Origin of the sequence: Ancylobacter defluvii (assembly GCF_018390605.1) — a bacterium.
In the GTDB taxonomy this organism is placed as follows: domain Bacteria; phylum Pseudomonadota; class Alphaproteobacteria; order Rhizobiales; family Xanthobacteraceae; genus Ancylobacter; species Ancylobacter defluvii.
This window is the reverse complement of record NZ_JAHBGD010000024.1, coordinates 18,811-44,976: the sequence shown is the minus strand read 5'-3', so window position 1 is coordinate 44,976 and position 26,166 is coordinate 18,811. Positions and strand designations below refer to the sequence as shown.

The following is a 26,166-nucleotide window of genomic DNA, read 5'->3' as shown; positions in this document are numbered from 1 at the left end:
ACTCGGAGGTTCCGGTCTATGCAATGATTATCTTCCGCGATTATTATAGTTCTAAACTAGATAGCAGATTTATTACTTTGACCTGTTCCAGTAACCGTGCTGTCGCTTGCAGCGCGGCGAGGGCGGGCCTACCTGTTTGATCGATGGCGCGGTTGCCCTGGTGGGCGGCGCGGCGTGACGGGAGGGATGCATGGCGCGGCTGTTTTTCCGGAGCGGACGCTCCGCCGAGGCGGCGCCGGACGCGGCGCGGGAACTCGCGGCAAAGGCGCGGAGGGTGCTGGGTGCCGATGACGACACCACGATCTCCATCAGCGAGATCGCGTGCGGCGACCCCGCCTGCGGCGGTGCCGAGACCGTCATCCTGATCATGCGTCCCGGTCGCCGGACCGAGGCGGCGAAGATATTGCGGCCGCTGGCCGAGGTGGTCGAGGACGACCTCGCTGAAGCGCTGGCCGGTTTTGTCGAGGGTAAATGATTCTGGCTCGGGGTAGTATTCAATGTCGTTTCAAGAAATTTTACCGCTGACCTAAGGTAGCCATAGAGTATAATAGTTCTAAAGTGGCTTTGACATCTTGCGATTGCTTGGTGCGGTGGCGTAGGACTCGCGTCCATGGACAGGGGCCGCCCTGTGGCGGCGGGAGGAAATCCGAATGCGAGCCAGTCTCACGAAATTCGCCGCGCCGAAGAAGCTCACCACGGTGCTGATGGCGGCAGTGGCCTTCGGGGCGCTGGTCGCTGCCGGTCCGGTCGACGCCCAGTCGGCGCCGAAGGTGCGCGACGTCGTCGTCACCTACGCCAATATCGCCGAGGCGATGTATGGTGACGCGCTCACCACCGCCAAGGCGCTGCAGGTGGCGGTCGATGCCTTCATCGCCGAGCCGACCCAGGCCAATCTCGACAAGGCCCGCACGGCGTGGAAGGCCGCCCGCGTGCCCTATCAGCAGACCGAGGGTTTCCGCTTCGGCAATGCGATGGTCGATGACTGGGAGGGCCGCGTGAACGCCTGGCCGCTCGACGAGGGGCTGATCGACTATGTCGACAAGGGCTACGGCACCACCTCCGACGAGAACCCGCTCTACACGGCGAATGTGATCGCCAACACCAAGATCCGCGTCGGCAAGAAGACCATCGACGCCACCAGGATCAACGCCAAGCTGCTCGACAGCCTGCAGGAGGCCGGCGGCGTCGAATCCAACGTCGCCATCGGCTACCACGCCATCGAGTTCCTGCTGTGGGGCCAGGACCTGAACGGCACCGGGCCCGGCGCCGGCAACCGTCCCGCCAGCGACTACGACACCAAGAACTGCACCAACGGCCATTGCGACCGGCGCGCCGCCTATCTCAAGGCCGCCACCGACCTGCTGGTCACCGATCTCACCGACATGACCAAGGCGTGGGGCGCCAAGGGCAAGGCCCGCGCCGTGGTGCTGAAGCAGAAGGACAAGGCCGCGCTCGGCACCATCCTCACCGGTCTCGGCTCGCTCTCCTATGGCGAGCTTGCCGGCGAGCGCATGAAGCTCGGCCTCATCCTGCACGACCCGGAGGAGGAGCATGACTGCTTCTCCGACAACACCCACAACTCGCATTATTATGACGAACTTGGCATCGCCTCGATCTATCGCGGCAAGTACACCCGCGTCGACGGCAGCGTCGTCGAGGGACCGTCGGTCGCTGCCTATGCCACGGCGCTGGCCCCGAAGCCGGCCGAGGAGGCCGAGGGCAAGATCGACGCCGCGCTCGCCGCGTTGAAGGCGATCAAGGACGAGGCCGACAGCGGCAAGCAGGCCTATGACCAGATGATCGGCGAGGGCAACACCGAGGGCAACGCGCTGGTGCAGAAGGGCGTCGATTCGCTCGTCGCCCAGACCCGCGCCATCGAGGGCGTGGTCGCGGCGCTGAAGCTGAAGATCAAGGTGGAAGGTTCCGACAGCCTCGACGATCCCTCCAAGGTCGGCGAGTGAGGAAACGGCAATGACAGCGGGCGCGGCCATCTCGCGCCGCGCCCTGCTGGCCGCAGGTGCGGCCTTTGGCGTCGGCGGAACGCTGATGCCGGCACGCACCGGGCTCGCCCGCGTGCCGGCGGCGTTCGAGCCGACGCAGCGCCTTTCCCTTGCTGCCGGCGAGATGGAGCTGCGGCTGCTCGGCCCCGACAAGCCGGCGACCCGCATCTATGCCTATGACGGCGATCCGTTCCGGCTGGTGCGCGTACCGCGCGGCACGCGGCTGGAGGCACGTTTCGAGAACCGCCTTCCCGAGGCCTCGACCGTGCATTTCCACGGCATCCGCATGCCGAACGAATATGACGGCGTGCCGACGCTGACCCAGCCGGTGGTCCAGCCGGGCGGCAGCTTCACCTACCGCATCCCGCTCGACGATCCCGGTACCTTCTTCTTCCATCCGCATTGCGACGAGACCGGCCAGTCCGGGCGCGGTCTCGTCGGGGTGCTGCTCGTCGAGGATCCCCGCGATCCGGCCTTCGACGCCGAGCACGTGCTGTGCCTGAAGGACTGGCGGCTCGACGACCAGGGCGGGTTCCTGCCGATGTCCGAGCCGGATGGCGCCGCCAAGGCCGGCACCTTCGGCGCCACCCGCACGGTGAACGGCCGCGCGCATCTCGATCTTGCCGCGCCGGCCGGCGGCGACGTGCGGCTGCGCATCCTCAACGTCGATTCCACCCGCATCATGGATATCGGCGTCGAGGGCGCGGAGGCCTGGCTGATCGCGATCGACGGCCACGCGCTGCCGCCGGTGCCGATGGACTCGCTGCCGGACGGCATCTGGCGCATGGGGCCGGCGCAGCGCATCGACGTGCAGGTGCGCATGCCGGCACATGGCGGCCCGGTGACCATCGGCGACTATCGCGCCTCCGACATCTTCACCTTCGCGACGCTCGTCGCGGCGGGGCAGGCGCGCCGGCCTCGGCGCAAGGGCCCGCTCGCCTTGCCACCGCCGAAGCTGCCGCTGCCCGATCTCAAGACCGCCGAGTTCCACTCCTTCACACTGCAGCAGGCGACCGATGCGGCGGTGAAGGACACCGGCCTGTTGCCCGACGATCCGTTGGCGAAGGCGCTGATCGACAGCCTCTGCGTCGGCTCGACGACCTACTGGTCGATCGCCCAGCAATCCTGGCCGACCGGCGAGGCGCGTCATCTGCCGCCGCCGCTGGCGCGGATGGAGGCGGGGAAGAGCTACCGGATCGAAATCAAGAACGAGACGCGCTACCCGCATCCGGTGCATCTGCATGGCCATGCCTTCGCGGTGCTCGGCTCCAGCAAGGGGCGGCTGCCGAAGCATTTCGCCGACACCGTGCTGACCCAGCCGGGGGAGGCGGTGGAGATCGCCTTCGTCGCCGCGCCGGGCGACTGGGTGTTCCACTGCCACATCCTCGAACATATGGAGACCGGCATGATGGGCTGGTTCCGCGTGGTCTGAGATGACGGCATGGGCGGTTGCCGCCGCCGGAGCGCTGCTGATGCTCGGCGTGGTGCCGGCAATTGCGCAGGAGGCGGGCCTCGACCGCGCTATCGGCAAGGCGCTGTTCGAGCGGCCCTGGGTGCCGGCGCCGAGTTCCACCCGCGCCAATGACGGGCTCGGCCCGCTCTTCGACGCCCGCTCCTGCTCGGCCTGCCATCCGGGCGCCGGGCCGGGCGCGACCCGCATCGACGCGCAGGGCGTGCCCGAGGGGCTCGGGCTGGTGCTGTCGCTGTTTCGCGCCGATGGCTCCGGCGATCCGGTCTACGGCCATCGGCTGGAGACGATGACGCTGCCGGGCGTGCCGGCCGAGGGAAGCTTCCGCATGGCGACGCAGAACGGCCGGCCGGTGCCGCAGCCGCGGGCACTCGGCTATGGGCCCCTCGATCCGGCGACGCATGTCTCGCTGCGGGCGGCGCCGGAACTGCGTGGGCGCGGGCGGCTCGAACAGGTGCCGGACGCGGCGGTCCTGGCGCTGGAAGATCCCGATGACCGCGACGGCGACGGCGTGCGTGGCCGAGCCCGCCGCTTCGATGCGCCGGAAGGCGGCTCGCGCATCGGACGCTTCGGCTGGAAGGCCAGCCATCCGACGCTGGCCGGCCAGACGGCGGAAGCCTTCGCGCTCGATCTCGGCCTGTCGACGCCGCTGCGGATGGAGCCCTGGGGGGATTGCACGGAAGCGCAGACCGCCTGCCGCAGCGCGCCGCACGGCCCCGACGCCGAGGGCGAGCCGGAGATTTCCGCCGCCATCGTCGAACGTATCGTCGCCTATCTGCGTGGCCTGAAGGTGCCGGAGGCGGAGCCGGATGCCACCGGCGCTCGCGTCTTCGCCGCGACCGGCTGCGCCGCCTGCCACCGCCCGGCGCTGCCGACCGCGGATGGCGGTACGGCGAGGCTGTTCACCGACGTGCTGCTGCACGACATGGGCGAAGGGCTGGCCGATCCGGCCGGCGTGCCCGGCGCCGCTGCTGCCGAGTGGCGCACCGCGCCGCTTGCCGGTCTGTCGCGGGCGCTCGAGAAGCGCGCCGGCCTGCTGCATGACGGCCGCGCCGCCGATGTCGCCACCGCCGTGCGCTGGCATGATGGCGAGGCGGCGTGGGCCCGCACGCGTTTCGACGCGCTCGGCGCCCGCGACCGCCAGCGTCTGATCGACTACGTTTCTCGTTTGTGACCGCCTTCCGCGAACCGGGGATTTCCTCATGCGCCGTTCACCCCTCGCCCTGGTCCTCGCCTTCGCCTCGCAAATGGGGCATGTGGCGCAAGGCGTGCCTGCCGCCGCTGCGGCGGCGGCCTCGCTGCTGACGACCATCTTCGTCGGCCGGGCCGATGCCGCCGCCCTCTCGGCGCCGGAAGTGGTCGAAGCCTGGCTGCTGCCGCGCTATGACGCGCTGGTCGCGGGCGCCCGCGCCAATCGCGAAGCGTGGACCAGCTTTTGCGCTGCGCCGAGCGAGGCCGGGATCGCGGTGCTGCAGCAGCGCTTCGGCGCGGTCTCGGACGCCTGGGCGGCAGTGGAGTTCATCACCTTCGGACCGGTGATGCTGTCCCTGCGCCCCGACCGGATGAACCTGTTTCCCGAGCGGCGCAATGCTGTCGGCCGTTCGGTGGCGGAACTGATCGGCGACCCGACCGACGAGCGGCTCAAGCCGGAACGCTTCGGGCGGCTCAGCGCCGCCGCGCAGGGTCTCCCGGCGCTGGAGCGCCTCCTCTATGACGATGGGGCTGCGGCGGTGCTGTTGGCGGGGCCGGAAGCCGGGCGCCGCTGCGCCATCGGGCTGGCGATCGCCACCAATATCGAGACCATCGCCACCGAGGTCCGCCAGGGCTGGGGCGACCGCAAGGACGGCCTGCTCGCCCAATTGGTCGCCGGCACCTCGGACCCGGTGTTCTTTCCCGATCCGTCGGCGCTGATGAGCCAGATCGTCACCGACCTCGCCGGCGCCTATCAGCGGGTTGTCGACCAGCGCCTGCTCGCCGTTCTCGGCAAGACGCCGGACGATGCCAAGCCGCTTACCGCCGACCGCCGGCGCAGCGGCCGCTCCAAGGCGACCATCGTGGCGATGATCGCCAGCGCCGATTCGCTCGGCCGGGAATTGGGCGTCGCGCTCGATTCCAAGGGCCGCGCCGCGCTCGACAAGGCGCTCGATGCCGCCGACGCTGCCGCCGCCAGGCTGCCGGACGATATCGGCGAGGCTACCCAGACCGCCCCGGGGCGCAAGGCGCTTCAGGAGGCCGCCGCGACCTTCAAGGCGGCGCAGGCGAGCATAGCCAGCCCGCTCGCCGCCGGGCTGGGTGTCGCGCTCGGCTTCAATGCCCTCGACGGCGACTGAGGAGGCCATCATGCCCGCCACCCGCCGCTCCCTGCTCGCCGGCCTCAGCGGCCTTGCGGCCATGCCCCGCTTCCTGTTCGGCGCGGCCCATGCGCAGGATCACCTGCTCGATGCCGAATGGCTGGCGACCGCCGGCGTCGAGGGCGGCTTCGCCCCGGTGGTGCTCTCCGCCGGCTTCGACGCCACGGCGGTCGGCAAGGGCGCGCAGCGCCTGCATTGGGTGGAGCCAAGCCCGGACGGGCGTACCGCCGTGGCGGTGGCGCGCCGCCCCGGCACCACGGCGGTGCTGTTCGACCGCCGCGCCGGCACGGTGCTCGCCAGCTTCGAGCCGGGAGAGGGACGGGTGTTCTCCGGCCATGGCCGCTTCGTCGAGGCCGGCCGGCGCTTCTACGCGGTGGAGATCGAGCGGGCGAGCGGGCAGGGGGTGGTCTCGCTGCGCGAGGTGGCGGACGGTTTTTCCGTGGTGGCGGAATGGGCGTCCGCCGGCATCGGGCCGCACGATATGCTGCCGGGACTCGGCGGGCTGGTGATCGCCAATGGAGGCATCGAGCCGCATACGCCGGAAGCGTTCGGCGCCGAGGTGGCGCATGCCGGCGTCGCCATCCTCGATCCGTCCAGCGGGCAGACCCGCGCCGTCGGCACGCTGGACGGCGATCTCGTCTCGCTTTCGCTGCGTCATCTGGCGCGGGCGGAGGACGGGCTGGTGGTGGTCGCCGCGCAGGACCTGCTGAACGATTCCATCGCCCGGCCGCTGGTCTATGCGGTGGAACCGGATGGACGGCTGCGCGCCTTCGATGCGCCGGACGAGGAATGGCGGGGCTTCCGCACCTATGTCGGCTCGATCGCGGTCGACCGCTCGGGCCGCTATGTCGCCGCCGCCAGCCCGCGCGGCAACCGCGTGGCGATATGGACGCGCGAGGGGCGGTTCCTCGGCGGCGTGCCGCTGGTCGATGGCTGCGGCCTTGCCGCCACCCATGAGGGCGGGCGCTTCCTCGCCACCTCCGGCCTCGGCGAGGTGATCCTCATCGCCGCCGACGAAGAGGGGGTGGGGGTGGTCGCGCGCCGCTCCGGCGGGCCGCGCTATGATAATCACGCGGTGCTGGTCGGGGCGTGAGGCGGCCGCCTGAGTGCGGCTGGAACCAGGGCGGCTCTTTCCTTTTGCCGGCGACAGTCCGATAAGACAGTGGCGCGATGTCAGATCGCCAGGTTTTACGTGGACGTTCTGTAGATGAACTCGATCTTTGCCGGCCTTCCCACCACCGTCTTCGAGACCATGTCGCAGCTGGCGCGCCAGCATGACGCGGTCAATCTCGGCCAGGGCTTCCCGGACGATCCCGGCCCGCGCGACGTGCGCGAGAAGGCGGCGGAAGCGGTGCTCGACGGCTGGAACCAGTATCCGCCGATGATGGGTGTGCCGGAGTTGCGACAGGCGGCGGCGACGCATTACCTCCACTGGCAGGGGTTGGAGCTCGATCCGGCAACGGAGATCATGGTGACCTCCGGCGCCACCGAGGCGCTGGCCGGCGCGCTGCTGGCGCTGATCGAGCCGGGCGACGAGGTGGTTCTGTTCCAGCCGCTCTATGACGCCTATCTGCCGCTGGTGCAGCGGGCCGGCGGCGTGCCCCGCCTCGCCCGGCTCACGCCGCCGCACTGGCGGCTGACCGAGGAGGTGCTGGCCAGCGCCTTCACGCCCAAGACCCGCGTCGTGCTGTTCAACAACCCGCACAACCCCACCGGCCGCGTCTTCGAGAGCGAGGAACTGGAACTGCTGGCCGCGTTCTGCCGGCGCTCGGGTGCGGTGCTCATAGCCGACGAGGTGTGGGAGCATGTGGTGTTCGACGGCCGGCGCCACATCTCCGTGCTGTCGCTGCCGGGCTTGCGCGAGCGCAGCGTGAAGATCGCCTCCGCCGGCAAGATCTTCGGCATGACCGGCTGGAAGGTCGGCATGGTCTGCGCGGCACCGGAGCTGATGAAGGGACTGTCCAAGGCACACCAGTTTCTCACCTTCACCACCCCGCCGGCGTTGCAGCATGCCGTCGCCTATGGGCTGGGCAAGGACCCGGCCTGGTTCCAGGGCATGCGCGCCGGGCTGCAACGCTCGCGCGACCGGCTGGCGGACGGTCTCGCCGGGCTCGGCCTGACGCCGCTGCCCAGCGCCGGCACTTATTTCCTCAATGTCGACCTCGCCGCCCTCGACCCACGGCTCGACGACGAGGCGTTCTGCCGCGACATGGTGGAGCGCCACGGCGTCGCCGCCATCCCGGTCTCGGCCTTCTATGCGCGCGAGGCGGTGCGGAGCGTGGTGCGCTTCTGCTTCGCCAAGACCGATGCCACCCTCGACGAGGCGCTGGGACGGCTGGAGCGGCTGCGCCAGGCGGCCTGAATCCAGTGCCTGAACCGCGCCACCCGCATTGCCGCTTGACCTGCCGACCGTTTGTGCGCGTTCCGGTCCTTCGCATACAGGGCGCATAGGCAGGCAGCATTTGCTCAATTTTTGATCTAATTGGCGAGTATCGCTTCCAGCTGCGTCATTCGACGTATTGCATTTCCCAAAACGGGTTTTGGCACGGGCGTTGCAACCCTGTCTGTCTGGCACGCGGACGGGGGTCCTGCGTGTGAACTCCAGAAGGGAACGAATATGTCTAATCTGTTCTCCAATGCGCGCCGGATGGCTGGCCGCGCGGTGGCCGGCGCGGCTGCGCTGGCGATCGCCGGTGTTGCCGTACCTGCCGCAGCCCAGGAAACGATCAAGGTCGGCGTCCTCCACTCTCTGTCCGGCACCATGGCCATTTCGGAGACCACGCTGAAGGATACCGTGCTGTTCATGATCGACCAGCAGAACGCCGCGGGCGGCGTTCTCGGCAAAAAGCTGACGCCGGTCGTCGTCGATCCCGCCTCCAACTGGCCGCTCTTCGCCGAGAAGGCGCGTGAGCTGCTGGCCAAGGAGAAGGTGGCGGTGGTGTTTGGCTGCTGGACCTCGGTGTCGCGCAAGTCGGTGCTGCCGGTGTTCAAGGAACTCAACGGCATCCTGTTCTACCCCGTCCAGTACGAGGGCGAGGAGAGCGAGCGCAACGTGTTCTACACCGGCGCCGCCCCGAACCAGCAGGCGATCCCCGCCGTCGACTATCTCGCCGAGAATGAAGGTGTGAAGCGCTGGGTGCTCGCCGGCACCGACTACGTCTATCCGCGCACCACCAACAAGATCCTCGAGGCCTATCTGAAGTCCAAGGGCGTCGCCGCCGAGGACATCATGATCAACTACACGCCGTTCGGTCACTCCGACTGGCAGACCATCGTCGCCGACATCAAGAAGTTCGGCTCGGCGGGCAAGAAGACCGCCGTGGTCTCCACCATCAATGGCGACGCCAACGTGCCGTTCTACAAGGAACTCGGCAACCAGGGCATCAAGGCGACCGACATTCCGGTCGTGGCCTTCTCGGTGGGCGAAGAAGAGCTCGCCGGCATCGACACCAAGCCGCTGGTCGGCCATCTCGCCGCCTGGAACTACTTCCAGTCGGTCGACGTGCCGGAGAACGCCGACTTCATCAAGAAGTGGCGCGGCTACATCAAGAACGACAAGCGCGTGACCAACGACCCGATGGAAGCCACCGTCATCGGCTTCAACATGTGGGTCAAGGCGGTCGAGAAGGCCGGCACCACCGATCCGGACGCGGTCATCCCGGCGCTGATCGGCGTCTCGGTGCCGAACCTGTCGGGCGGCTTCTCCACCATGATGCCGAACCACCACATCACCAAGCCGGTGCTGATCGGCGAAATCAAGGACGACGGCCAGTTCGACATCGTCGAGCAGACCCCGGGCCTGATCGTCGCCGAGGAATGGTCCCCCTATCTGGAAGGCTCCAAGGACCTAATCGCCGATTGGCGCGCGCCGATGAACTGCGGCAACTTCAACGTCAAGACCGGCAAGTGCGGCGCCCAGTGAGGCGAGGCCGATGAGGTGTACGGTCAGGCCGGATTCCGCCCGCGGCGGCTGACCTGATCCACCTTCCCGATCGACCCGGCGGCGGGCGGCGTGCCCGCTCGCCGCCGGGCGACCCGCCGCCGGAACGCTTCCGGCTCCATCCGCACTCGCACCGACGGATGACGATGATTTTCCCTGGCCTCCTCAGCCGTCTCGGCTGCGTGCTGCTCCTCGCCCTTGGCCTCCTCGCCGGCACCCTGATGCTGCCGCGGGCCGCCTTCGCCCAGGGAGCGGCGCCCGACATCAGCGCCCCGCTGGCACAGTTCACCACCGACAAATATGACGACACCGAAACGGCGCTCAACGCGCTCGCCGTCAGCGGCAGTCCCGCGGCGGCCGGGATCGTCGCGGCGCTGGCCGACGGCCGGCTGTTCTACAGCCCGGCGACCAAGCAGGTGCTGATCCGCACCGCGGCGGGCGGCTATGTCGACGCCGCCGGCGGGCAGCCGGTCGCCGAGGCGCCGCCGGGGCTGAAGGCTGTGCGTGTCAACAACCGCATCCGCCGCGCCGTCGAGGCGGCCAGCGGGGCGCTGGCGCTGGTCAGCCCGGACCCGGCCAAGCGGCTGGAGGCGGCCGGCGCGGTGATGCGTGCCCGCGACGAGGCGGCGCTGCCGGCGCTCGATGCCGCGCTGGCCAAGGAAGCCGACGCCAAGGTGAAATCGGCGCTGACGCTCGCCCGCGCCTCGATCCTGATCGGCAAGGCCGGCGTCTCCGACGCCGATCGTATCGCCGCCATCGAGACCGTGGGCGAGGAGGGCAACCAGGACGCGCTCGCCGTGCTGCGCAGCGTGCCGGCCGATGCCGCGCCGGCGGTGAAGGCGGCGGCCAATGCCGCCATCGACGGCATCGAGTACAATCTCGCCATCTGGTCGGTCGGCCAGAATGTCTGGTACGGCGTCTCGCTCGGCTCGGTGCTGCTGCTCGCCGCCATCGGCCTCGCCATCACCTTCGGGGTGATGGGCGTCATCAACATGGCGCATGGCGAGATGGTGATGCTCGGCGCCTACACCACCTTCGTGGTGCAGGAACTGATCCGCACCTACAACCCGGCGCTGTTCGACGCCTCGCTGCTCATCGCCATCCCGATCGCCTTCGTCTTTACCGGCCTGATCGGCATCCTGATCGAACGCACGGTGATCCGCTTCCTGTACGGACGGGCGCTGGAAACCCTGCTCGCCACCTGGGGCATCTCGCTGATCCTGCAGCAGGCGATCCGCACCATGTTCGGCCCGACCAACCGCGAGGTCGGCGCGCCGAGCTGGATGTCCGGCGCCTTCGAGCTCGGCCAGCTCTCCATCACCTATGGCCGGCTGTGGATCATCATCTTCGCCATGCTGGTGTTCGTGGCGCTGCTGGCGACGCTGCGGCTGACCCGTATCGGGCTGGAGATGCGGGCGGTGACGCAGAACCGCCGCATGGCCGCCTCCATGGGCATCCGCACCAACTGGGTCGACGCCATGACCTTCGGCCTCGGCTCCGGCATCGCCGGCATTGCCGGGGTGGCGCTCAGCCAGATCGACAACGTCTCGCCCAATCTCGGCCAGAGCTACATCATCGACAGCTTCCTCGTCGTGGTGTTCGGCGGGGTGGGCAATCTGTGGGGCACGCTGGTCGGCGCCATGTCGCTCGGCATCGCCAACAAGATGCTGGAGCCCTATGCCGGCGCGGTGCTGGGCAAGATCGCGCTGCTGGTCATCGTCATCCTGTTCATCCAGAAGCGGCCGCGCGGCCTCTTCGCTCTCAAGGGCCGGGCGATCGAAACATGAGCACCGCCACCACAACCCCGCCGGCGCTGCTCGGCAAGAGCGGCCTCGTCTTCCTCGCCGTCGTGCTCGGCGCCGCCGTGCTGGTGCCGCTGCTGAACCTTTTGACTGCGCCGGATTCGGCGCTGCACGTGCCGACCTATGTCGTCTCGCTGCTCGGCAAATACCTGACCTACGCGCTGCTCGCGCTCTCGGTCGACCTGATCTGGGGCTATGTCGGCATCCTCTCGCTCGGCCAGGGCGCCTTCTTCGCGCTCGGCGGCTACGCGATGGGCATGTACCTGATGCGCCAGATCGGCCCGCGCGGCGTCTATGGCGACCCGGTGCTGCCCGACTTCATGGTGTTCCTGAACTGGAAGGAACTGCCGTGGTTCTGGTACGGCTTCGACATGTTCCCGTTCGCGGCGCTGATGGTGGTGCTGGCGCCGGGCATCCTGGCGCTGGTGTTCGGCTGGTTCGCCTTCCGCTCGCGCGTCACCGGCGTCTACCTGTCGATCATCACCCAGGCGATGACCTTCGCGCTGCTGCTGGCCTTCTTCCGCAACGACATGGGCTTCGGCGGCAATAACGGCCTCACCGATTTCAAGGACATTCTCGGCTTCAACATCCAGGCCGACGGCACCCGGCTCACCCTGTTCGTGCTCTCGGCGGTGGCGCTGGCGCTCGGCTATGTGCTGTGCCGCTTTCTGGTGCGCTCGCATTTCGGCAAGGTGCTGATCGCCATTCGCGACGCCGAGACGCGGGTGCGCTTCACCGGCTATCGGGCGGAGAACTACAAGGTCGTCGCCTTCGTGGTCTCGGCCATGCTGGCCGGCGTCGCCGGGGCGCTCTACGTGCCGCAGGTCGGCATCATCAACCCCAGCGAGTTCTCCCCGGCCAACTCGATCGAGATCATCGTCTGGGTGGCGGTGGGCGGACGCGGCACGCTGATCGGCGCGGCGCTCGGCGCGGTGCTGGTCAACTACGCCAAGACCTATTTCACCTCCGGCATGCTGGCGCCCTACTGGCTGTTCATGCTCGGCGGCCTGTTCGTGGCGGTGACGCTGTTCCTGCCCAAGGGCATTGTCGGCACCTTCTATGACTGGCGCAGCCGCCGTTCGCCCGCGCCGGCCGACCTGGAACCCGCTGACCTGGCACCCGCTGACCTGGCACCGCCCGACAAGGCGTTGCCCGAACCCAAGCCGGCCGAGTGAGGGGACCGACATGAGCGCAGCCGACACGCTTGAACCCGACGTCCCGGAAACGAACGACCCGGTTTTGGCCATCGCCAAGAAGGACCTGACCGAGGCGCTGCTCTATCTCGACGGCGTCACGGTGACCTTTGACGGCTTCCGGGCGCTGAACGCGCTGTCCTTCACCGTCGATCCCGGCGAGATGCGGGCCATCATCGGCCCGAACGGCGCCGGCAAGACCACGATGATGGACGTGATCACCGGCAAGACCCGCCCCGACAAGGGCGACGTGTTCTTCGCCGGCGGCACCACCGACCTGACTAAGCTGGACGAGACGCAGATCGCCACGCTCGGCATCGGCCGCAAGTTCCAGAAGCCGACCGTGTTCGAGATGCACACGGTGATCGACAATCTGCGCCTGGCGCTGAAGGGGCAGCGTGGCGCGCTGGCCAACATCTTCAAGCGCGAGACCGCGGCCGAGCGCGAGAAGATCGACGAGATCTTCCAGACCATCAAGCTGAACGAGCATCGCGACCGCCTCGGCGGCGCGCTGTCGCACGGCCAGAAGCAGTGGCTGGAGATCGGCATGCTGCTGGCGCAGGACCCGAAGCTGCTGCTGGTCGACGAGCCGGTCGCCGGCATGACCGATGCCGAGACGGCGCAGACCGCCGAACTGCTGCGCGAGATCAACGCCAACGGCCATTCGGTGGTGGTGGTGGAGCACGACATGACCTTCGTGCGCGATCTCGGCGTGCGGGTGATGTGCCTGCACGAAGGATCGGTGCTCGCCGAAGGCACGCTCGATCAGGTCAGCGCCAATGAGCGCGTCATCGAAGTCTATCTGGGGCGCTGAGTTCATGCTGGAAGTCCAGGATATCGACCTGTTCTACGGTGCCGCGCAGGCGCTGCGCGGGGTTTCGCTGAAGGCGGAGCCCGGCAAGGTGACCTGCGTGCTCGGCCGCAACGGCGTCGGCAAGACCAGCCTGATGCGCGCCATCGTCGGCCAGCAGCCGGTGGCAAGGGGCGCCATCCGCTTCGAGGGCGACGACATCACCGCGGTGAAGCCGGCCGACCGGGCGCGGCGCGGCATCGCCTTCGTGCCGCAGGGCCGCGAGATCTTCCCGCTGCTCACCGTGGCGGAAAACCTGCAGACCGGCTTCGCGCCGCTGAAGCGCCCCGAGCGCTTCATCCCCGACGACGTGTTCTCGCTGTTCCCGGTGCTGGATTCGATGCTGCGCCGGCGCGGCGGCGACCTCTCCGGCGGCCAGCAGCAGCAGCTCGCCATCGGCCGGGCGCTGGTGATGCGGCCCAAGGTGCTGGTGCTCGACGAGCCGACCGAGGGCATCCAGCCCTCGATCATCAAGGACATCGGTAATGCCATCCGCTACTTGCGGAGCAAGGGCGATATGGCCATCGTGCTGGTCGAACAGTATTTCGACTTCGCCAAGGAGCTCGCGGACCATTTCATCGTGATGGAACGCGGGGCGGTGGTGATGTCGGGCGATGGCGCCGCCCTCGAGGATCCGGATGTACGTAACCGCATTGCCGTGTGAGGCTGCCGCCGGGGAGACCATCCCCGGCGAGCTGCGTTCACGCGGCCGCCTGCTGCTCCATGCCCGCTTCGCCGACGGGCGCACCATTCCCGACCGCATCGAGGAGCAAGGCCCGAGCCGCATCCGCTTCCCGGCGGCGGCGCGGCGCGGCCGCTCGCTGGAAGGTATCATCCTCAATACCGGCGGCGGCGTCGCCGGCGGCGACCATTTCGCGGCATCGATGCGGGCGGGCGAGGGCGCGCGGCTGGTGCTCACCTCGCAGGCGGCGGAGAAGTGCTACCGCTCGGATGGCGGGCTGTCGCGCCTGTCGGTCGACCTCGCGGTGCAGGCCGGCGCCTCGCTCGACTGGCTGCCGCAGGCGACCATCCTGTTCGACGGCGCCCGCGTCGCCCGGACCATCCACGCCGAGGTGGCGGAGGGCGCGCGGCTGCTGCTGATGGAATCGGTGGTGCTCGGCCGTACCGCGCACGGCGAGCGCTTCACCTATGGCCGGCTGACCGATTCGTGGCGGATCCGCCGCGGCGGCCGGCTGGTCTATGCCGACGGGCTGAGCCTCGGCGATGCCGCCGGCGGCGTGCTGGCGCGGGCGGCCTGCGCCCACGGATGGGCCGCCTTCGCCACCGTGCTGCTGGTGGCGCCCGACGCCATGGCCCGGCTTGACGCCCTGCGCGAGGTCGCCGACGCGGTCCACGCGGCGCGGACGGATGTCGAGATCGGCGTCAGCGCCTGGGACGGCATGGCCTCGGTGCGGCTGCTGGCGCGCGACGGGCTGGGGCTGGACGCCACCATTCGCCGCCTGATCGCCCCCCTGGGTGTTTGCGACCCGCCGCGCATCTGGCATTTCTGATGCATTCCGCTGTTGCCCGACTCTCTCGTGCCCGACCTTCTCTCGCCCGTATCTTTCCGGAGTAGACCGATGAACCTGAGCCCGCGCGAAAAGGACAAGCTGCTCGTCTCCATGGCGGCGATGGTGGCCCGCCGGCGGCTGGAACGGGGCGTGAAGCTCAACCATCCCGAGGCGGTGGCGCTGATCACCGATGTCGTCATCGAGGGCGCGCGCGACGGCAAGACGGTGGCCGAGCTGATGACGCTCGGCGCCACCGTGCTCACCGCCGAGCAGGTGATGCCGGGCGTCGCCGACATGATCCATGACGTGCAGGTGGAGGCGACCTTCCCGGACGGCACCAAGCTGGTCACCGTGCATGAGCCGATCCGCCGGCTGTTCGCCGGCCCGGTGCCGGGCGAGATCCTGTACGAGGAGGGCGAGATCGAGCTGCTCGCCGGCCGCGAGACGGTGACGCTCACCGTCGCCAATACCGGCGACCGGCCGATCCAGGTCGGCAGCCATTACCATTTCTTCGAGACCAACCCGGCGCTGGCCTTCGACCGCGAGCTGGCGCGCGGCAAGCGGCTCGCCATTGCCAGCGGCACCGCGGTGCGCTTCGAGCCCGGCCAGTCGCGCGAGGTGACGCTGGTCGAGCTTGCCGGCAAGAAGGAGGTCTACGGCTTCCGACAGGCGGTGATGGGGCGTCTCTGACCGCGCTCCGCCCGTCTCGTCCGTCCCATACCCTGATCGGATCCAGTCCATGGCCCTCAAGATTTCCCGCGCCTTCTATTCCGAGCTGTTCGGCCCGACCACCGGCGACCGCATCCGCCTCGCCGACACCGCGCTGATCATCGAGGTGGAGAAGGACTTCACCGTCTATGGCGAGGAAGTGAAGTTCGGCGGCGGCAAGACCATCCGCGACGGCATGGGCCAGGCGCAGATGACGCGCGCGCAAGGCTCGGTCGACACCGTCATCACCAATGCGGTGATCCTCGACCATTGGGGGATCGTGAAGGCGGATATCGGCCTGCGCGACGGCAAGGTCCACGCCATCGGCAAGGCCGGCAACCCGGACATCCAGCCCGGCGTCGACATCGTCATCGGGCCGGGCACCGAGGTGATCGCCGGCGAGGGCAAGATCGTCACCGCCGGCGGCTTCGACAGCCATATCCATTTCATCTGCCCGCAGCAGATCGAGCATGCGCTTATGAGTGGCGTGACGACCATGCTTGGCGGCGGCACCGGCCCGGCGGCCGGCACCAACGCCACCACCTGCACCCCCGGCGCCTGGCACATCGAGATGATGCTGCGCGCCTTCGACAGTTTCCCGGTAAACCTCGCTCTGTCCGGCAAGGGCAATGCCTCGCTGCCCGGCGCCCTGGTCGAGATGATCGAGGCCGGCGCCTGCGCTATGAAGCTGCACGAGGACTGGGGCACCACCCCGGCCGCCATCGACAACTGCCTCTCGGTCGCCGACGACTACGACGTGCAGGTGATGCTCCACTCCGACACGCTGAACGAGAGCGGCTTCGTCGAGGACACCATCGCCGCCTTCAAGGGCCGCACCATCCATGCCTTCCATACCGAGGGTGCCGGCGGCGGCCATGCGCCGGACATCATGAAGGTGGTGGGCCTGCCCAATGTGCTGCCGTCCTCCACCAACCCGACCCGGCCGTTCACGGTGAACACGCTCGACGAGCATCTCGACATGCTGATGGTGTGCCACCATCTCGATCCCGAGATCGCCGAGGACCTCGCCTTCGCCGAAAGCCGCATCCGCAAGGAAACCATCGCCGCCGAGGATATCCTGCACGATCTCGGCGCCATCTCGATGATGAGCTCCGACAGCCAGGCGATGGGCCGGCTCGGGGAGGTGGTCACCCGCACCTGGCAGACCGCGCACAAGATGAAGCTGCAGCGCGGCCCGCTGCCGGGCGATACCGAGCGCCACGACAATGCCCGCGCCAAGCGCTATGTGGCGAAATACACCATCAACCCCGCCATCGCCCATGGCGTCTCCCGCCATATCGGCTCGGTGGAGCCGGGCAAGCTCGCCGACCTGGTGATCTGGTCGCCGGCCTTTTTCGGCACCAAGCCGGACATGGTGATCAAGGGCGGGGCGATCGTGGCGGCGCAGATGGGCGATCCCAACGCCTCGATCCCGACGCCGCAGCCGGTGCATTACCGCCAGATGTGGGGCGCCTATGGCAAGGCGCGCACCGCGACCTCGCTCACCTTCGTCTCCAAGGCTGCGGTGGAACTCGGGGTGGGCGCGCGGCTGGGGCTGGAGAAGAAGGTGGTCGGCGTCGAGAATGTGCGCGGCGGCATCTCCAAGGCCTCGATGATCCACAACCACGCCACCCCGCATCTGGAGATCGATCCCGAGACCTATGAGGTGCGGGCGGACGGCGAATTGCTGACCTGCGCGCCGGCCACCGAACTGCCGATGGCGCAGCGCTACTTCCTGTTCTAAACCTCGGGGGCTGGGCAGCTCTGAAGGAGACGACCATGATCCGCGCTCGCACGCTTGTTCCCGCCGGCAGCTGGGATGCGTCCATCGCCGCCGACAAGGTGGTGCTGCCGCATGACGGGCGGCACCGTCGCCGCATCGCCATGCGCGGGGAGGGCGACGTGGTGTTCCTGCTCGATCTCGCCGAAGCCACCCGGATGAAGGACGGCGACGGCATCGCGCTGGAAGACGGGCGCATGGTGGCGGTGGTCGCCGCCGAAGAGCCGGTGGCGGAGATCGTGGCGAAGGACGCGCACCATCTGGCGCGGCTGGCCTGGCACCTCGGCAACCGCCACGTGGCGGCGCAGCTGCTCGCCGACCGCATCCGCATCGCCCGCGATCCGGTGCTGGAGGAGATGGCGCGCGGGCTCGGCGCCACGGTCGCCGTCGTCGAGGCGTCGTTCGAGCCGGAGGGCGGCGCCTATGAGGCCGCCGAGGCGCACGGGCATCACGGCCACGATCACGAGGGTCACGATCACGGGCACGATCACGCTCCCCATGACCATGCGCACCACGATCATGGACATCACGACCACGCGCATCACGACCACGCGCATCACGACCACGCGCATCACGACCACGCTCACGGCGAGGCCTGCGGCTGCGGCCATGATCACGGCGACCATGCGCATCACCACCAGCACGACGTGATCCATATCGGCAGCGCGCCGGCGAGCGCGGCGGACCCCGCGCCTCACGACCCCGCGCCGGCCCACGCCCACGACCACGCCCATGGCGAGGCCTGCGGCTGCGGCCACGACCATCACGATCACGATCACGATCACGAGCCTCACGATCATTCCCACGCGCACGGTCACCACAAGGGCCATGGCCACACACATGGTTGACGCCGCGGTCGCCGCCGGCATCGCGCCGGCCGCCGCGCCCGACCTCATCGCCCTGTTCGTCTGGCTCTCGCCGGCCTATCCGGTCGGCGCCTTTGCCTATTCGCACGGCCTCGAATGGGCGGTCGAGGCCGGCGACATCCGCGATGCCGCCGGCCTTGCCGGCTGGGTCGACGACCTGCTGCGCCATGGCGGCCCGTTCACCGACGCCGCCCTGCTGGCCCAGGCCTGGCGGGCGGCGGGCGCCGGCGACGCCGCGGCGTTCGCCGAGGTGGCCGAGCTTGCCAGCGCCTTCGCGCCCTCGCGCGAGCGGCAGATGGAGACGCTCAACCAGGGCGACGCCTTCCTCGCCGCGACGCGGGTCGCCTGGCCGTCGCCCGGTTTCGAGCGGCTGTCGGGCGCATGGGGCGGACGTCTCGCCTATCCGGTGGCGGTCGGTGCGGCGGCGGCGATCCACGGCCTGCCGCTGCCGGCGACGCTGACCGCCTTCCTGACGGCGGTGGCGGCCAATCTGGTTTCCGCCGCGGTGCGGCTGGTGCCGCTCGGCCAGACCGACGGCAACCGCGCGCTCGCCGGCTGCGCGGCGACGATCCGCGACATCGTCGTCGCGGCGCCGCATGTCGATCTCGATGCGCTCGGCGGCGCGGCCTTGCGCTCCGACATCGCCTCGATGCGCCACGAAACCCAGTACACACGCCTGTTCCGCAGCTAGCGCCGATCCGGCGGCGGCCGGCAGGCTTTCGCCGCGGGAATCGGCATTCGGACTATCGAATCGAGAGGAGCGCATTCATGAGCGAGGGCAACGGCCCGCTGCGGGTCGGCATTGGCGGCCCGGTCGGATCGGGCAAGACGGCGTTGATGGAGGCGCTGTGCCGCGTGTTCCGCGACCGCTACGATCTGTGCGCCATCACCAACGACATCTACACCAAGGAGGATGCCGAGATCCTCACCCGCGCCGGCGCGCTGCCGGCTGAGCGGATCATGGGCGTGGAGACCGGCGGCTGCCCGCATACCGCCATCCGCGAGGACGCTTCCGCCAATCTCGCCGCCATTGCCGAGATGCGCGGCCACTTCCCGCATCTCGACCTGATCCTGATCGAATCCGGCGGCGACAACCTCGCCGCCACCTTCTCGCCCGAGCTCGCCGACCTCACCATCTACGTGATCGACGTGTCGGCCGGCGAGAAGATCCCGCGCAAGGGCGGGCCGGGCATCACCCGCTCCGACCTGCTGGTGATCAACAAGATCGACCTCGCGCCTCATGTCGGCGCCTCGCTGGAGGTGATGGACCGGGATTCGGCGCGCATGCGCGGGCGGCGGCCCTATGTGTTCGCCAATGTGCGGGCCGGGCAGGGCGTCGAGGAGGTGGCGCGCTTCATCGAGCAAGCCGGCGGGCTGGTGGCCGCGCCGGTCGCCGAAGCGTCACTTTCCTAGATCGGAGGCTTCGGCCGGCGCCAGGTGCCGCAGGCCCTGTTCGAGATCGGCGATCAGGTCGGCGGGGTCTTCGAGGCCGATATGCAGCCGCACCGTCGGCCCGCCCGGCGCCCAATGCGTGGCGCTGCGGTAGGTCGAGCAGTCGAACGGGATGGCGAGGCTTTCGAAGCCGCCCCAGCTGTAGCCGAGGCCGAACAGCGCCAGCGAATCCAGGAAGGCGTCGACGCTCGGCTTGGTTGCCGGATTGAGCACCACGCTGAACAAGCCTGAGGCACCGGTGAAGTCGCGGGACCAGATGGCGTGGCCGGGATCGTCCGGCAGCGCGGGATGCAGCACCCGCTGCACCTCCGGCCGCCCGGCCAGCCAACGGGCGACCGTCAGCGCCGATTGCTGGTGGCGGGCGAGCCGCACCGACAGGGTGCGCAGGCCGCGCGCGGCGAGGAAGGCGTCCTCCGGCGCCACGGTGATGCCGAGATCGCCATGGGTGGTGCGCAGCCGCCTGTAGCAGCGTTCATTCGCCGAGATGGTGCCGAGATTGAGATCGGAATGGCCGCCGAGATATTTGGTGCCGGCCTGGATGGAGATATCCACCCCGACCTCGTGCGGCCGGAAATACAGCGGCGTCGCCCAGGTGTTGTCGATCAGCGTGACGATGCCCGCTTTGGCGGCAGCGGCGACGATCGCCGGAACGTCCTGCATCTCGAAGGACTGCGAGCCGGGCGATTCCATGAACACCGCCCTGGTGTTCGGCCGGAACAGCGCGGCGATGCCGCCACCGACCAGCGGATCGTAGAAGGTCGTCTCGATATTGAGCCGGCGCAGTACCTCGTTGCAGATCCGCCGGGTCGGCTGATAGGCGGTATCGACCATCAGCAGGTGATCGCCCGCCTCCAGCACCGACAGCAGGGCGATGCTCACCGCCGACAGGCCGGACGGCGTCAGCACCACGCCCGCCCCGCCCTCGAGTTCGGCCAGCGCCGCCTCGAGCGCCTCGACGGACGGATTTCCGCGCCGGCCATAGGTGTACCGCCCGGTGTGATGCTCGAGATCGTGCACCGTCGGCGACAGCACGGTCGAGCCGCGTACCACCGGTACATTCACAAAGCCGTCAAATCTCTGTGGATCGCGGCCGGCGTTTACGAGGGTCGTATCGGGCGCGTAGGCGGGCCGGTTGGTGCCCTGGGGCTGCTTCGACATGGACTGCGACGGCTCTCTTCGGTCGGGGGCGTCATTGAGAGGAAGCGTCGGGTCCGCGTCAAGCGCTTGACCGCATCAGAATACATCGTTCTGATGACCTTACGGTCGCACGACACGTCATGCGAGCAGCCGTGCGTCTAGACGAACGGCGCACGCCCTTGCGGCATGTCCAGGTGTCGAGCGGCATGCGACTTGCTTCGCTCTCCATCCGCATCATCTGCGACCCAGATGTGCGCCCGATCAAAAACCGATGAACAGGGCTGACATTATGAAACGCCTCCTCTCCACTTTCGCCCTTGCCGGCGCCTTCGGCCTCGCCGCGGTCGGTGCCCAGGCCGCGAAGCTCGATCAGGTGAAGGCCAAGGGCTTCATCCAGTGCGGCGTCAGCCAGGGCCTGCCGGGCTTCTCCAACCCGGACGACAAGGGCAACTGGACCGGCCTCGACGTCGACTTCTGCCGCGCCGTGGCGGCGGCGGTGTTCGGCGACACGACGAAGGTGAAGTTCACCCCCCTTTCGGCCAAGGATCGCTTCACCGCCCTGCAGTCCGGCGACATCGACGTCCTGTCGCGCAACACCACCTGGACGATCTCGCGCGATACCTCGCTGGGCCTCAACTTCACCGGCGTGACCTATTACGACGGCCAGGGCTTCATGATCCGCAAGGACAAGAAGGTGAACTCGGCGCTCGAGCTTTCCGGCGCCTCGGTCTGTACCCAGACCGGCACCACCACCGAGCAGAACGTCGCCGACTTCTTCCGCGCCAACAACATGCAGTACGAGGTCATCGCCTTCGCCACTGCCGACGAAACCATCAAGGCGTATGATTCCGGCCGCTGCGACGTCTACACCACCGACCGCTCCGGCCTCGCCGCCGAACGCCTCAAGCTGACGAACCCGGACGACCACATCGTCCTGCCCGAGATCATCTCCAAGGAGCCGCTCGGCCCGGTGGTCAGCCACGGCGACGACCAGTGGTTCGACATCGTCAAGTGGGCGCTGTTCGCGCAGGTGAACGCCGAGGAACTGGGCATCACCTCCAAGAACGTCGATGAGATGCTGAAGTCGACCAATCCCGAGATCAAGCGTCTGGTCGGCACCGAGGGCAAGTTCGGCGAGGGCCTCGGCCTCGGCAATGACTGGGCCTTCCAGATCGTCAAGCTCGTCGGCAATTACGGCGAGATGTACGACCGCAATGTCGGCCCGGACACCCCGCTGAAGCTGGCGCGCGGCACCAACGCCCTGTGGACCAAGGGCGGCCTGCAATACGCCCCGCCGATCCGCTGATCGACTAGGCGTCCCCCGGCACAGCCGGGGGACGCTCTGCGACGGAAGTGCGGGAAACATAACCCGGCTCGAGATCGGGTCCCGCCGCTTTCATGAAATGGGGCCTCCACGAGGCGAGGGGATTTATGGCGGATTGGGTCGAGCCGGCGGCCAGGCAAGGTCGTACGTCGTTAATGAACGATCCGAAGGTACGAAGTATCGTCCTTCAGGTCGTGGCATTGGTTCTGGTGATCGTCCTGGGCTGGATGTTCATCGACAATGCGCGGGAAAATCTCGCGGCGCAGAAAATCGCCACCGGCTTCGGCTTCATGGAGAATACCGCCGGCTTCGGCATCAGCCAGACGCTGGTCAGCTACTCCGAGACATCGACCTATGGCCGCGCCTTTCTGGTCGGCATTCTGAACACCCTGCTGGTGGCGGTGATCGGCATCTTCTTCGCCACCATCATCGGCTTCCTCGTCGGTATCGGCCGGCTGTCGAAGAACTTCGTCATCCGCCTGATCTGCAGCTGCTATGTCGAGCTTCTGCGTAACCTGCCGCCGCTGTTCCAGATCCTGTTCTGGTATCTCGCCGTGCTCAGCGCCATGCCGAACCCGCGCCAGAGCATCTCGATCTTCGGCGAGGCCTTCATCTCCAATCGCGGCATCGTCGTGCCGCGCCCGCTGTTCGGCGACGGCACCGGCCTGGTCCTGTGGACCTTCGGCTTCGCCGTGCTGGCGACGGTGCTCCTCGGCGCCTGGGGGCGCCAGCGCCGCGAGGAGACCGGCCGGCCGTTCCCGATGCTGTGGATCGGCCTCGGGCTGATCGTCGGGCTGCCGCTGATCGCCATGATCGTCACCGGCTTCCCGATCACCTTCGAGAAACCGGAACTCAAGGGCTTCAACTTCGTCGGCGGCATGCGCGTCATCCCGGAATTCGTGGCGCTGACGGTCGGCCTCGCCACCTATACCGCCGCCTTCATCGCCGAGAATGTCCGCGCCGGCATCACCTCGGTGAGCCACGGCCAGACCGAGGCGGCGAACTCGCTCGGCCTGCGCTCGGGCTACACCATGCGGCTGGTGGTGATCCCGCAGGCGATGCGGGTGATCATCCCGCCGCTGACCAGCCAGTACCTCAACCTGACCAAGAATTCCTCGCTGGCGGTGGCGGTCGGCTATCCCGACCTCGTCGCGGTGTTCGCCGGCACCACGCTGAACCAGACCGGCCAGGCGATCGAGATCATCGCCATCACCATGGGCGTCTACCTGGTCATCTCGATCATCACCTCGGTGATCATGAATACCTACAACAAGCGCGTCGCGCTCGTGGAACGGTGAGGAGCACGCGATGAGCCTGACCTTCGACGACGGCACCTTCATCCGCGCGCAGATGCAGACGCCGCTGCCGCCGCCCCGGCGCAATGTCGGCGTGATCGGCTGGGTGCGGCAGAACCTGTTCTCCTCCATCTCCAACGGGGTGCTGACCATCCTCGGCATCCTGCTGGTGGCGTGGATCCTGCCGCCGCTGCTGCGCTTCCTGCTGATCGACGCGGTGTGGACCGGCGACAACCGCGAGGCCTGCCTCGGCGCCCAGGTCGGCGCCTGCTGGCCGTTCATCAAGGCGAAGTTCGCCCAGCTGATCTATGGATTCTACCCCTCCGGCGAGCGCTGGCGCGTCGACCTCGTGTTCTTCCTCGGCGTCGCGCTGCTGGTGCCGCTGCTGGTGCTTTCCTGGCCGCACAAGCGGCTGAACTCCTTCCTGTTCTTCGTCGCCTATCCGATCCTCGCCTTCATCCTGCTCACCGGCGGCAATATCGGCGCCTCGAATTTCCTGCTCGGGCATTTCGGCCTGATGCAGATGGTTGCCGGCGATGCCAGCGTGGCGGGGCTGCGCCTCGGCTTCTGGCTGGACTTCCTGATCACCACGGCGCTCTGCGTCGCGGTGGCCTACCTCATCGGCCGGCTGGCCACCGGCAGCGGCCGCGGCGCGGCGACGATGACCGCCTATGTCTTCGCCGGGCTCGGCGCCATCACCTTGCTCTGGGACGTCGATTTCGGCCTCGAGCGGGTGGAGACCCGGCAATGGGGCGGGTTGCTGGTGACGCTGGTGATCGCGGTGACCGGCATCGTCGCCTCGATGCCGCTGGGCATCGCGCTGGCGCTCGGGCGGCGCTCCAAAATGCCGATCGTGCGGCTGCTCAGCGTGATCTTCATCGAGTTCTGGCGCGGCGTGCCGTTGATCACCGTGCTGTTCTTCGCCACCTACATGCTGCCGCTGTTCCTGCCGGTGGGGGTGAACCCGGACGGGCTGCTGCGCGCGCTGGTCGGCGTCGCGCTGTTCACCGCCGCCTACATCGCCGAGGTGGTGCGCGGCGGCCTGCAGGCGATCCCCAAGGGCCAATATGAGGGCGCGATGGCGATGGGCCTGACCTGGAGCCAGATGATGCGGCTGATCATCCTGCCGCAGGCACTGACGCTGGTGATCCCCGGCATCGTCAACAGCTTCATCAGCCTGTTCAAGGACACGACGCTGGTGCTGATCGTGTCGATCTTCGACTTCCTCGGCCAGCTGCGCGCCGCCTTCACCGACCCGAACTGGGCGACGCCGGTCACGCTCTATACCGGCTTCGCCTTCGCCGGCATCGTCTACTTCATCTTCTGTTTCGGCATGTCGCGCTACTCGCTGTTCGTGGAGCGCCGGCTGAACACCTCCCACAGACACTGAACGACGGAGATCGCCATGACCGAAGCCCATTCCATCGTTCCCAGCGACGAGCTCCCCGCGGTACACACCCCGCCGGGACGGGAAGTCGCGGTGGAGCTCGTCGGCGTCCACAAATGGTACGGCGAGTTCCATGTGCTGAAGGACATCAACCTCAAGGTGAAGCGCGGCGAGCGCATCGTCATTTGCGGGCCGTCGGGCTCCGGCAAGTCGACCATGATCCGCTGCATCAACCGGCTGGAGGAGCACCAGCAGGGCTCGATCGTCGTCGACGGCGTCGAGCTCACCAACGACCTCAAGCGCATCGACGAGATCCGCCGCGAGGTCGGCATGTGCTTCCAGCACTTCAACCTGTTCCCGCATCTCACCATTCTGGAGAACTGCACGCTGGCGCCGATCTGGGTGCGCAAGATGCCCAAGAAGGACGCCGAGGAACTGGCGATGCACTTCCTGAAGAAGGTGAAGATCCCCGAGCAGGCCGGCAAGTTTCCCGGCCAGCTCTCCGGTGGCCAGCAGCAGCGCGTGGCGATCGCCCGCGCCTTGTGCATGAAGCCGAAGATCATGCTGTTCGACGAGCCGACCTCGGCGCTCGACCCGGAAATGGTGAAGGAAGTGCTGGAGACCATGGTCAGCCTCGCCGAAGAGGGCATGACCATGCTGTGCGTGACCCACGAAATGGGCTTCGCGCGGCAGGTGGCGAACCGGGTGATCTTCATGGATGCCGGGCAGATCATCGAGTCGAACGAGCCGAACGCATTCTTCTCCAACCCGCAGCACGAGCGCACCAAGCTGTTCCTCAGCCAGATCCTGCACTGAGGGGGCTGCGATCCCCGCATGGGGGCCGGAATGCGAATGGAATGCGAACGGCCGCCTGAGAAGAGGCGGCCGTTTTCGTTGGTGGTCGCTGGTGGCGACGGTCGGCTGGTGTGGCGCTCGCCAGGGCCGGAGCGGGCTCGCCCCTCACCGACCCGCTTCGCGGGCCACCTCTCCCCAATGGGGAGAGGGCAGGAAAGGGCGGGCTCGGGATGGGGCGGTGATGGCTCGGACGCGAGGGCTCAGAGGCGAGAGTGTGGACGCGAGGGCTCCGAGGTAAGGGCTCTCT

At 68.2% G+C, this 26,166-nt stretch carries 23 protein-coding genes; 22 read left to right on the top strand and 1 reads right to left on the bottom strand.

Annotation, left to right across the window (positions count from 1 at the left end; translation table 11 throughout):
- The first annotated feature begins 190 nt into the window (after positions 1–190).
- The 18 genes from KHC24_RS16500 to ureG all read left to right on the top strand — a co-directional run bounded on the left by KHC24_RS16500 (position 191) and on the right by ureG (position 19,882).
- Positions 191–475, top strand: coding sequence for a hypothetical protein (locus tag KHC24_RS16500; protein WP_213364421.1), 285 nt, complete (start codon positions 191–193; stop codon positions 473–475).
- A 175-nt stretch (positions 476–650) separates the two neighbouring features.
- Positions 651–1,961: an imelysin family protein gene (locus KHC24_RS16495; protein WP_213364420.1), complete on the top strand. Its 1,311-nt coding sequence runs from the start codon at positions 651–653 to the stop codon at positions 1,959–1,961.
- 10 nt (positions 1,962–1,971) lie between these two features.
- Positions 1,972–3,432 (top strand): multicopper oxidase family protein, encoded by a 1,461-nt coding sequence (locus KHC24_RS16490; RefSeq protein WP_213364419.1) that lies wholly within the window; start codon positions 1,972–1,974, stop codon positions 3,430–3,432.
- A 1-nt stretch (position 3,433) separates the two neighbouring features.
- The gene (locus KHC24_RS16485) at positions 3,434–4,642 is read left to right on the top strand and encodes a di-heme oxidoredictase family protein (RefSeq protein WP_213364418.1); all 1,209 of its coding nucleotides are present in this window, start codon (positions 3,434–3,436) and stop codon (positions 4,640–4,642) included.
- Between the two features lie 28 nt (positions 4,643–4,670).
- The gene (locus KHC24_RS16480; RefSeq protein ID WP_213364417.1) at positions 4,671–5,798 is read left to right on the top strand and encodes an imelysin family protein; all 1,128 of its coding nucleotides are present in this window, start codon (positions 4,671–4,673) and stop codon (positions 5,796–5,798) included.
- Between the two features lie 10 nt (positions 5,799–5,808).
- On the top strand, positions 5,809–6,912 hold the full coding sequence (locus tag KHC24_RS16475; RefSeq protein WP_246547079.1) for a DUF1513 domain-containing protein: 1,104 nt from the start codon (positions 5,809–5,811) through the stop codon (positions 6,910–6,912).
- A gap of 114 nt (positions 6,913–7,026) precedes the next feature.
- A complete protein-coding gene (locus KHC24_RS16470; protein WP_213364415.1) occupies positions 7,027–8,181 on the top strand; it encodes an aminotransferase in 1,155 nt (384 codons plus the stop codon).
- A gap of 255 nt (positions 8,182–8,436) precedes the next feature.
- Entirely contained in the window at positions 8,437–9,741 is a 1,305-nt protein-coding gene (gene urtA / locus KHC24_RS16465; RefSeq protein ID WP_213364414.1) for an urea ABC transporter substrate-binding protein, read from the top strand.
- A 164-nt stretch (positions 9,742–9,905) separates the two neighbouring features.
- Positions 9,906–11,546 carry an urea ABC transporter permease subunit UrtB gene (gene urtB, locus KHC24_RS16460; protein ID WP_213365156.1) on the top strand — a complete coding sequence of 547 codons (1,641 nt, stop codon included), beginning with the start codon at positions 9,906–9,908 and terminating at the stop codon, positions 11,544–11,546.
- The gene (gene urtC / locus KHC24_RS16455) at positions 11,543–12,736 is read left to right on the top strand and encodes an urea ABC transporter permease subunit UrtC (RefSeq protein ID WP_213364413.1); all 1,194 of its coding nucleotides are present in this window, start codon (positions 11,543–11,545) and stop codon (positions 12,734–12,736) included. The genes urtB and urtC overlap by 4 nt, the downstream gene beginning before the upstream one ends.
- Positions 12,737–12,746: 10 nt before the next feature.
- The gene (gene urtD / locus KHC24_RS16450; RefSeq protein ID WP_246547077.1) at positions 12,747–13,568 is read left to right on the top strand and encodes an urea ABC transporter ATP-binding protein UrtD; all 822 of its coding nucleotides are present in this window, start codon (positions 12,747–12,749) and stop codon (positions 13,566–13,568) included.
- A gap of 4 nt (positions 13,569–13,572) precedes the next feature.
- Positions 13,573–14,268 carry an urea ABC transporter ATP-binding subunit UrtE gene (gene urtE, locus KHC24_RS16445; protein ID WP_213364412.1) on the top strand — a complete coding sequence of 232 codons (696 nt, stop codon included), beginning with the start codon at positions 13,573–13,575 and terminating at the stop codon, positions 14,266–14,268.
- On the top strand, positions 14,243–15,115 hold the full coding sequence (locus KHC24_RS16440; RefSeq protein WP_213364411.1) for an urease accessory protein UreD: 873 nt from the start codon (positions 14,243–14,245) through the stop codon (positions 15,113–15,115). Before urtE ends, KHC24_RS16440 begins: the two co-directional genes overlap by 26 nt.
- Before the next feature lie 69 nt (positions 15,116–15,184).
- Positions 15,185–15,805 (top strand): urease subunit gamma, encoded by a 621-nt coding sequence (locus tag KHC24_RS16435; protein ID WP_213364410.1) that lies wholly within the window; start codon positions 15,185–15,187, stop codon positions 15,803–15,805.
- Positions 15,806–15,854: 49 nt separating this feature from the next.
- A complete protein-coding gene (gene ureC, locus KHC24_RS16430) occupies positions 15,855–17,567 on the top strand; it encodes an urease subunit alpha (protein ID WP_213364409.1) in 1,713 nt (570 codons plus the stop codon).
- Positions 17,568–17,602: 35 nt separating this feature from the next.
- Positions 17,603–18,451, top strand: a complete 849-nt coding sequence (locus tag KHC24_RS25125; RefSeq protein ID WP_213364408.1) for an urease accessory protein UreE — start codon at positions 17,603–17,605, stop codon at positions 18,449–18,451.
- On the top strand, positions 18,444–19,160 hold the full coding sequence (locus KHC24_RS16420; protein WP_246547074.1) for an urease accessory protein UreF: 717 nt from the start codon (positions 18,444–18,446) through the stop codon (positions 19,158–19,160). The genes KHC24_RS25125 and KHC24_RS16420 overlap by 8 nt, the downstream gene beginning before the upstream one ends.
- 77 nt (positions 19,161–19,237) lie before the next feature.
- A complete protein-coding gene (gene ureG, locus KHC24_RS16415; RefSeq protein ID WP_213364406.1) occupies positions 19,238–19,882 on the top strand; it encodes an urease accessory protein UreG in 645 nt (214 codons plus the stop codon).
- On the opposite strand, the gene metC is transcribed toward ureG, so the two are convergent.
- Positions 19,871–21,079 (bottom strand): cystathionine beta-lyase, encoded by a 1,209-nt coding sequence (metC, locus tag KHC24_RS16410; protein WP_213364405.1) that lies wholly within the window; start codon positions 21,077–21,079, stop codon positions 19,871–19,873. The genes ureG and metC overlap by 12 nt on opposite strands.
- Before the next feature lie 268 nt (positions 21,080–21,347).
- On the opposite strand from metC, the gene KHC24_RS16405 reads away from it, so the two are divergent.
- From KHC24_RS16405 to KHC24_RS16390, 4 genes are all read left to right on the top strand, one after another.
- Positions 21,348–22,364, top strand: a complete 1,017-nt coding sequence (locus tag KHC24_RS16405; RefSeq protein WP_213364404.1) for an amino acid ABC transporter substrate-binding protein — start codon at positions 21,348–21,350, stop codon at positions 22,362–22,364.
- A gap of 173 nt (positions 22,365–22,537) precedes the next feature.
- Positions 22,538–23,680, top strand: coding sequence for an amino acid ABC transporter permease (locus KHC24_RS16400; RefSeq protein WP_246547070.1), 1,143 nt, complete (start codon positions 22,538–22,540; stop codon positions 23,678–23,680).
- A 10-nt stretch (positions 23,681–23,690) separates the two neighbouring features.
- The gene (locus tag KHC24_RS16395; RefSeq protein WP_213364402.1) at positions 23,691–25,067 is read left to right on the top strand and encodes an amino acid ABC transporter permease; all 1,377 of its coding nucleotides are present in this window, start codon (positions 23,691–23,693) and stop codon (positions 25,065–25,067) included.
- A 15-nt stretch (positions 25,068–25,082) separates the two neighbouring features.
- On the top strand, positions 25,083–25,880 hold the full coding sequence (locus KHC24_RS16390) for an amino acid ABC transporter ATP-binding protein (protein WP_246547068.1): 798 nt from the start codon (positions 25,083–25,085) through the stop codon (positions 25,878–25,880).
- Positions 25,881–26,166 lie beyond the last annotated feature (286 nt).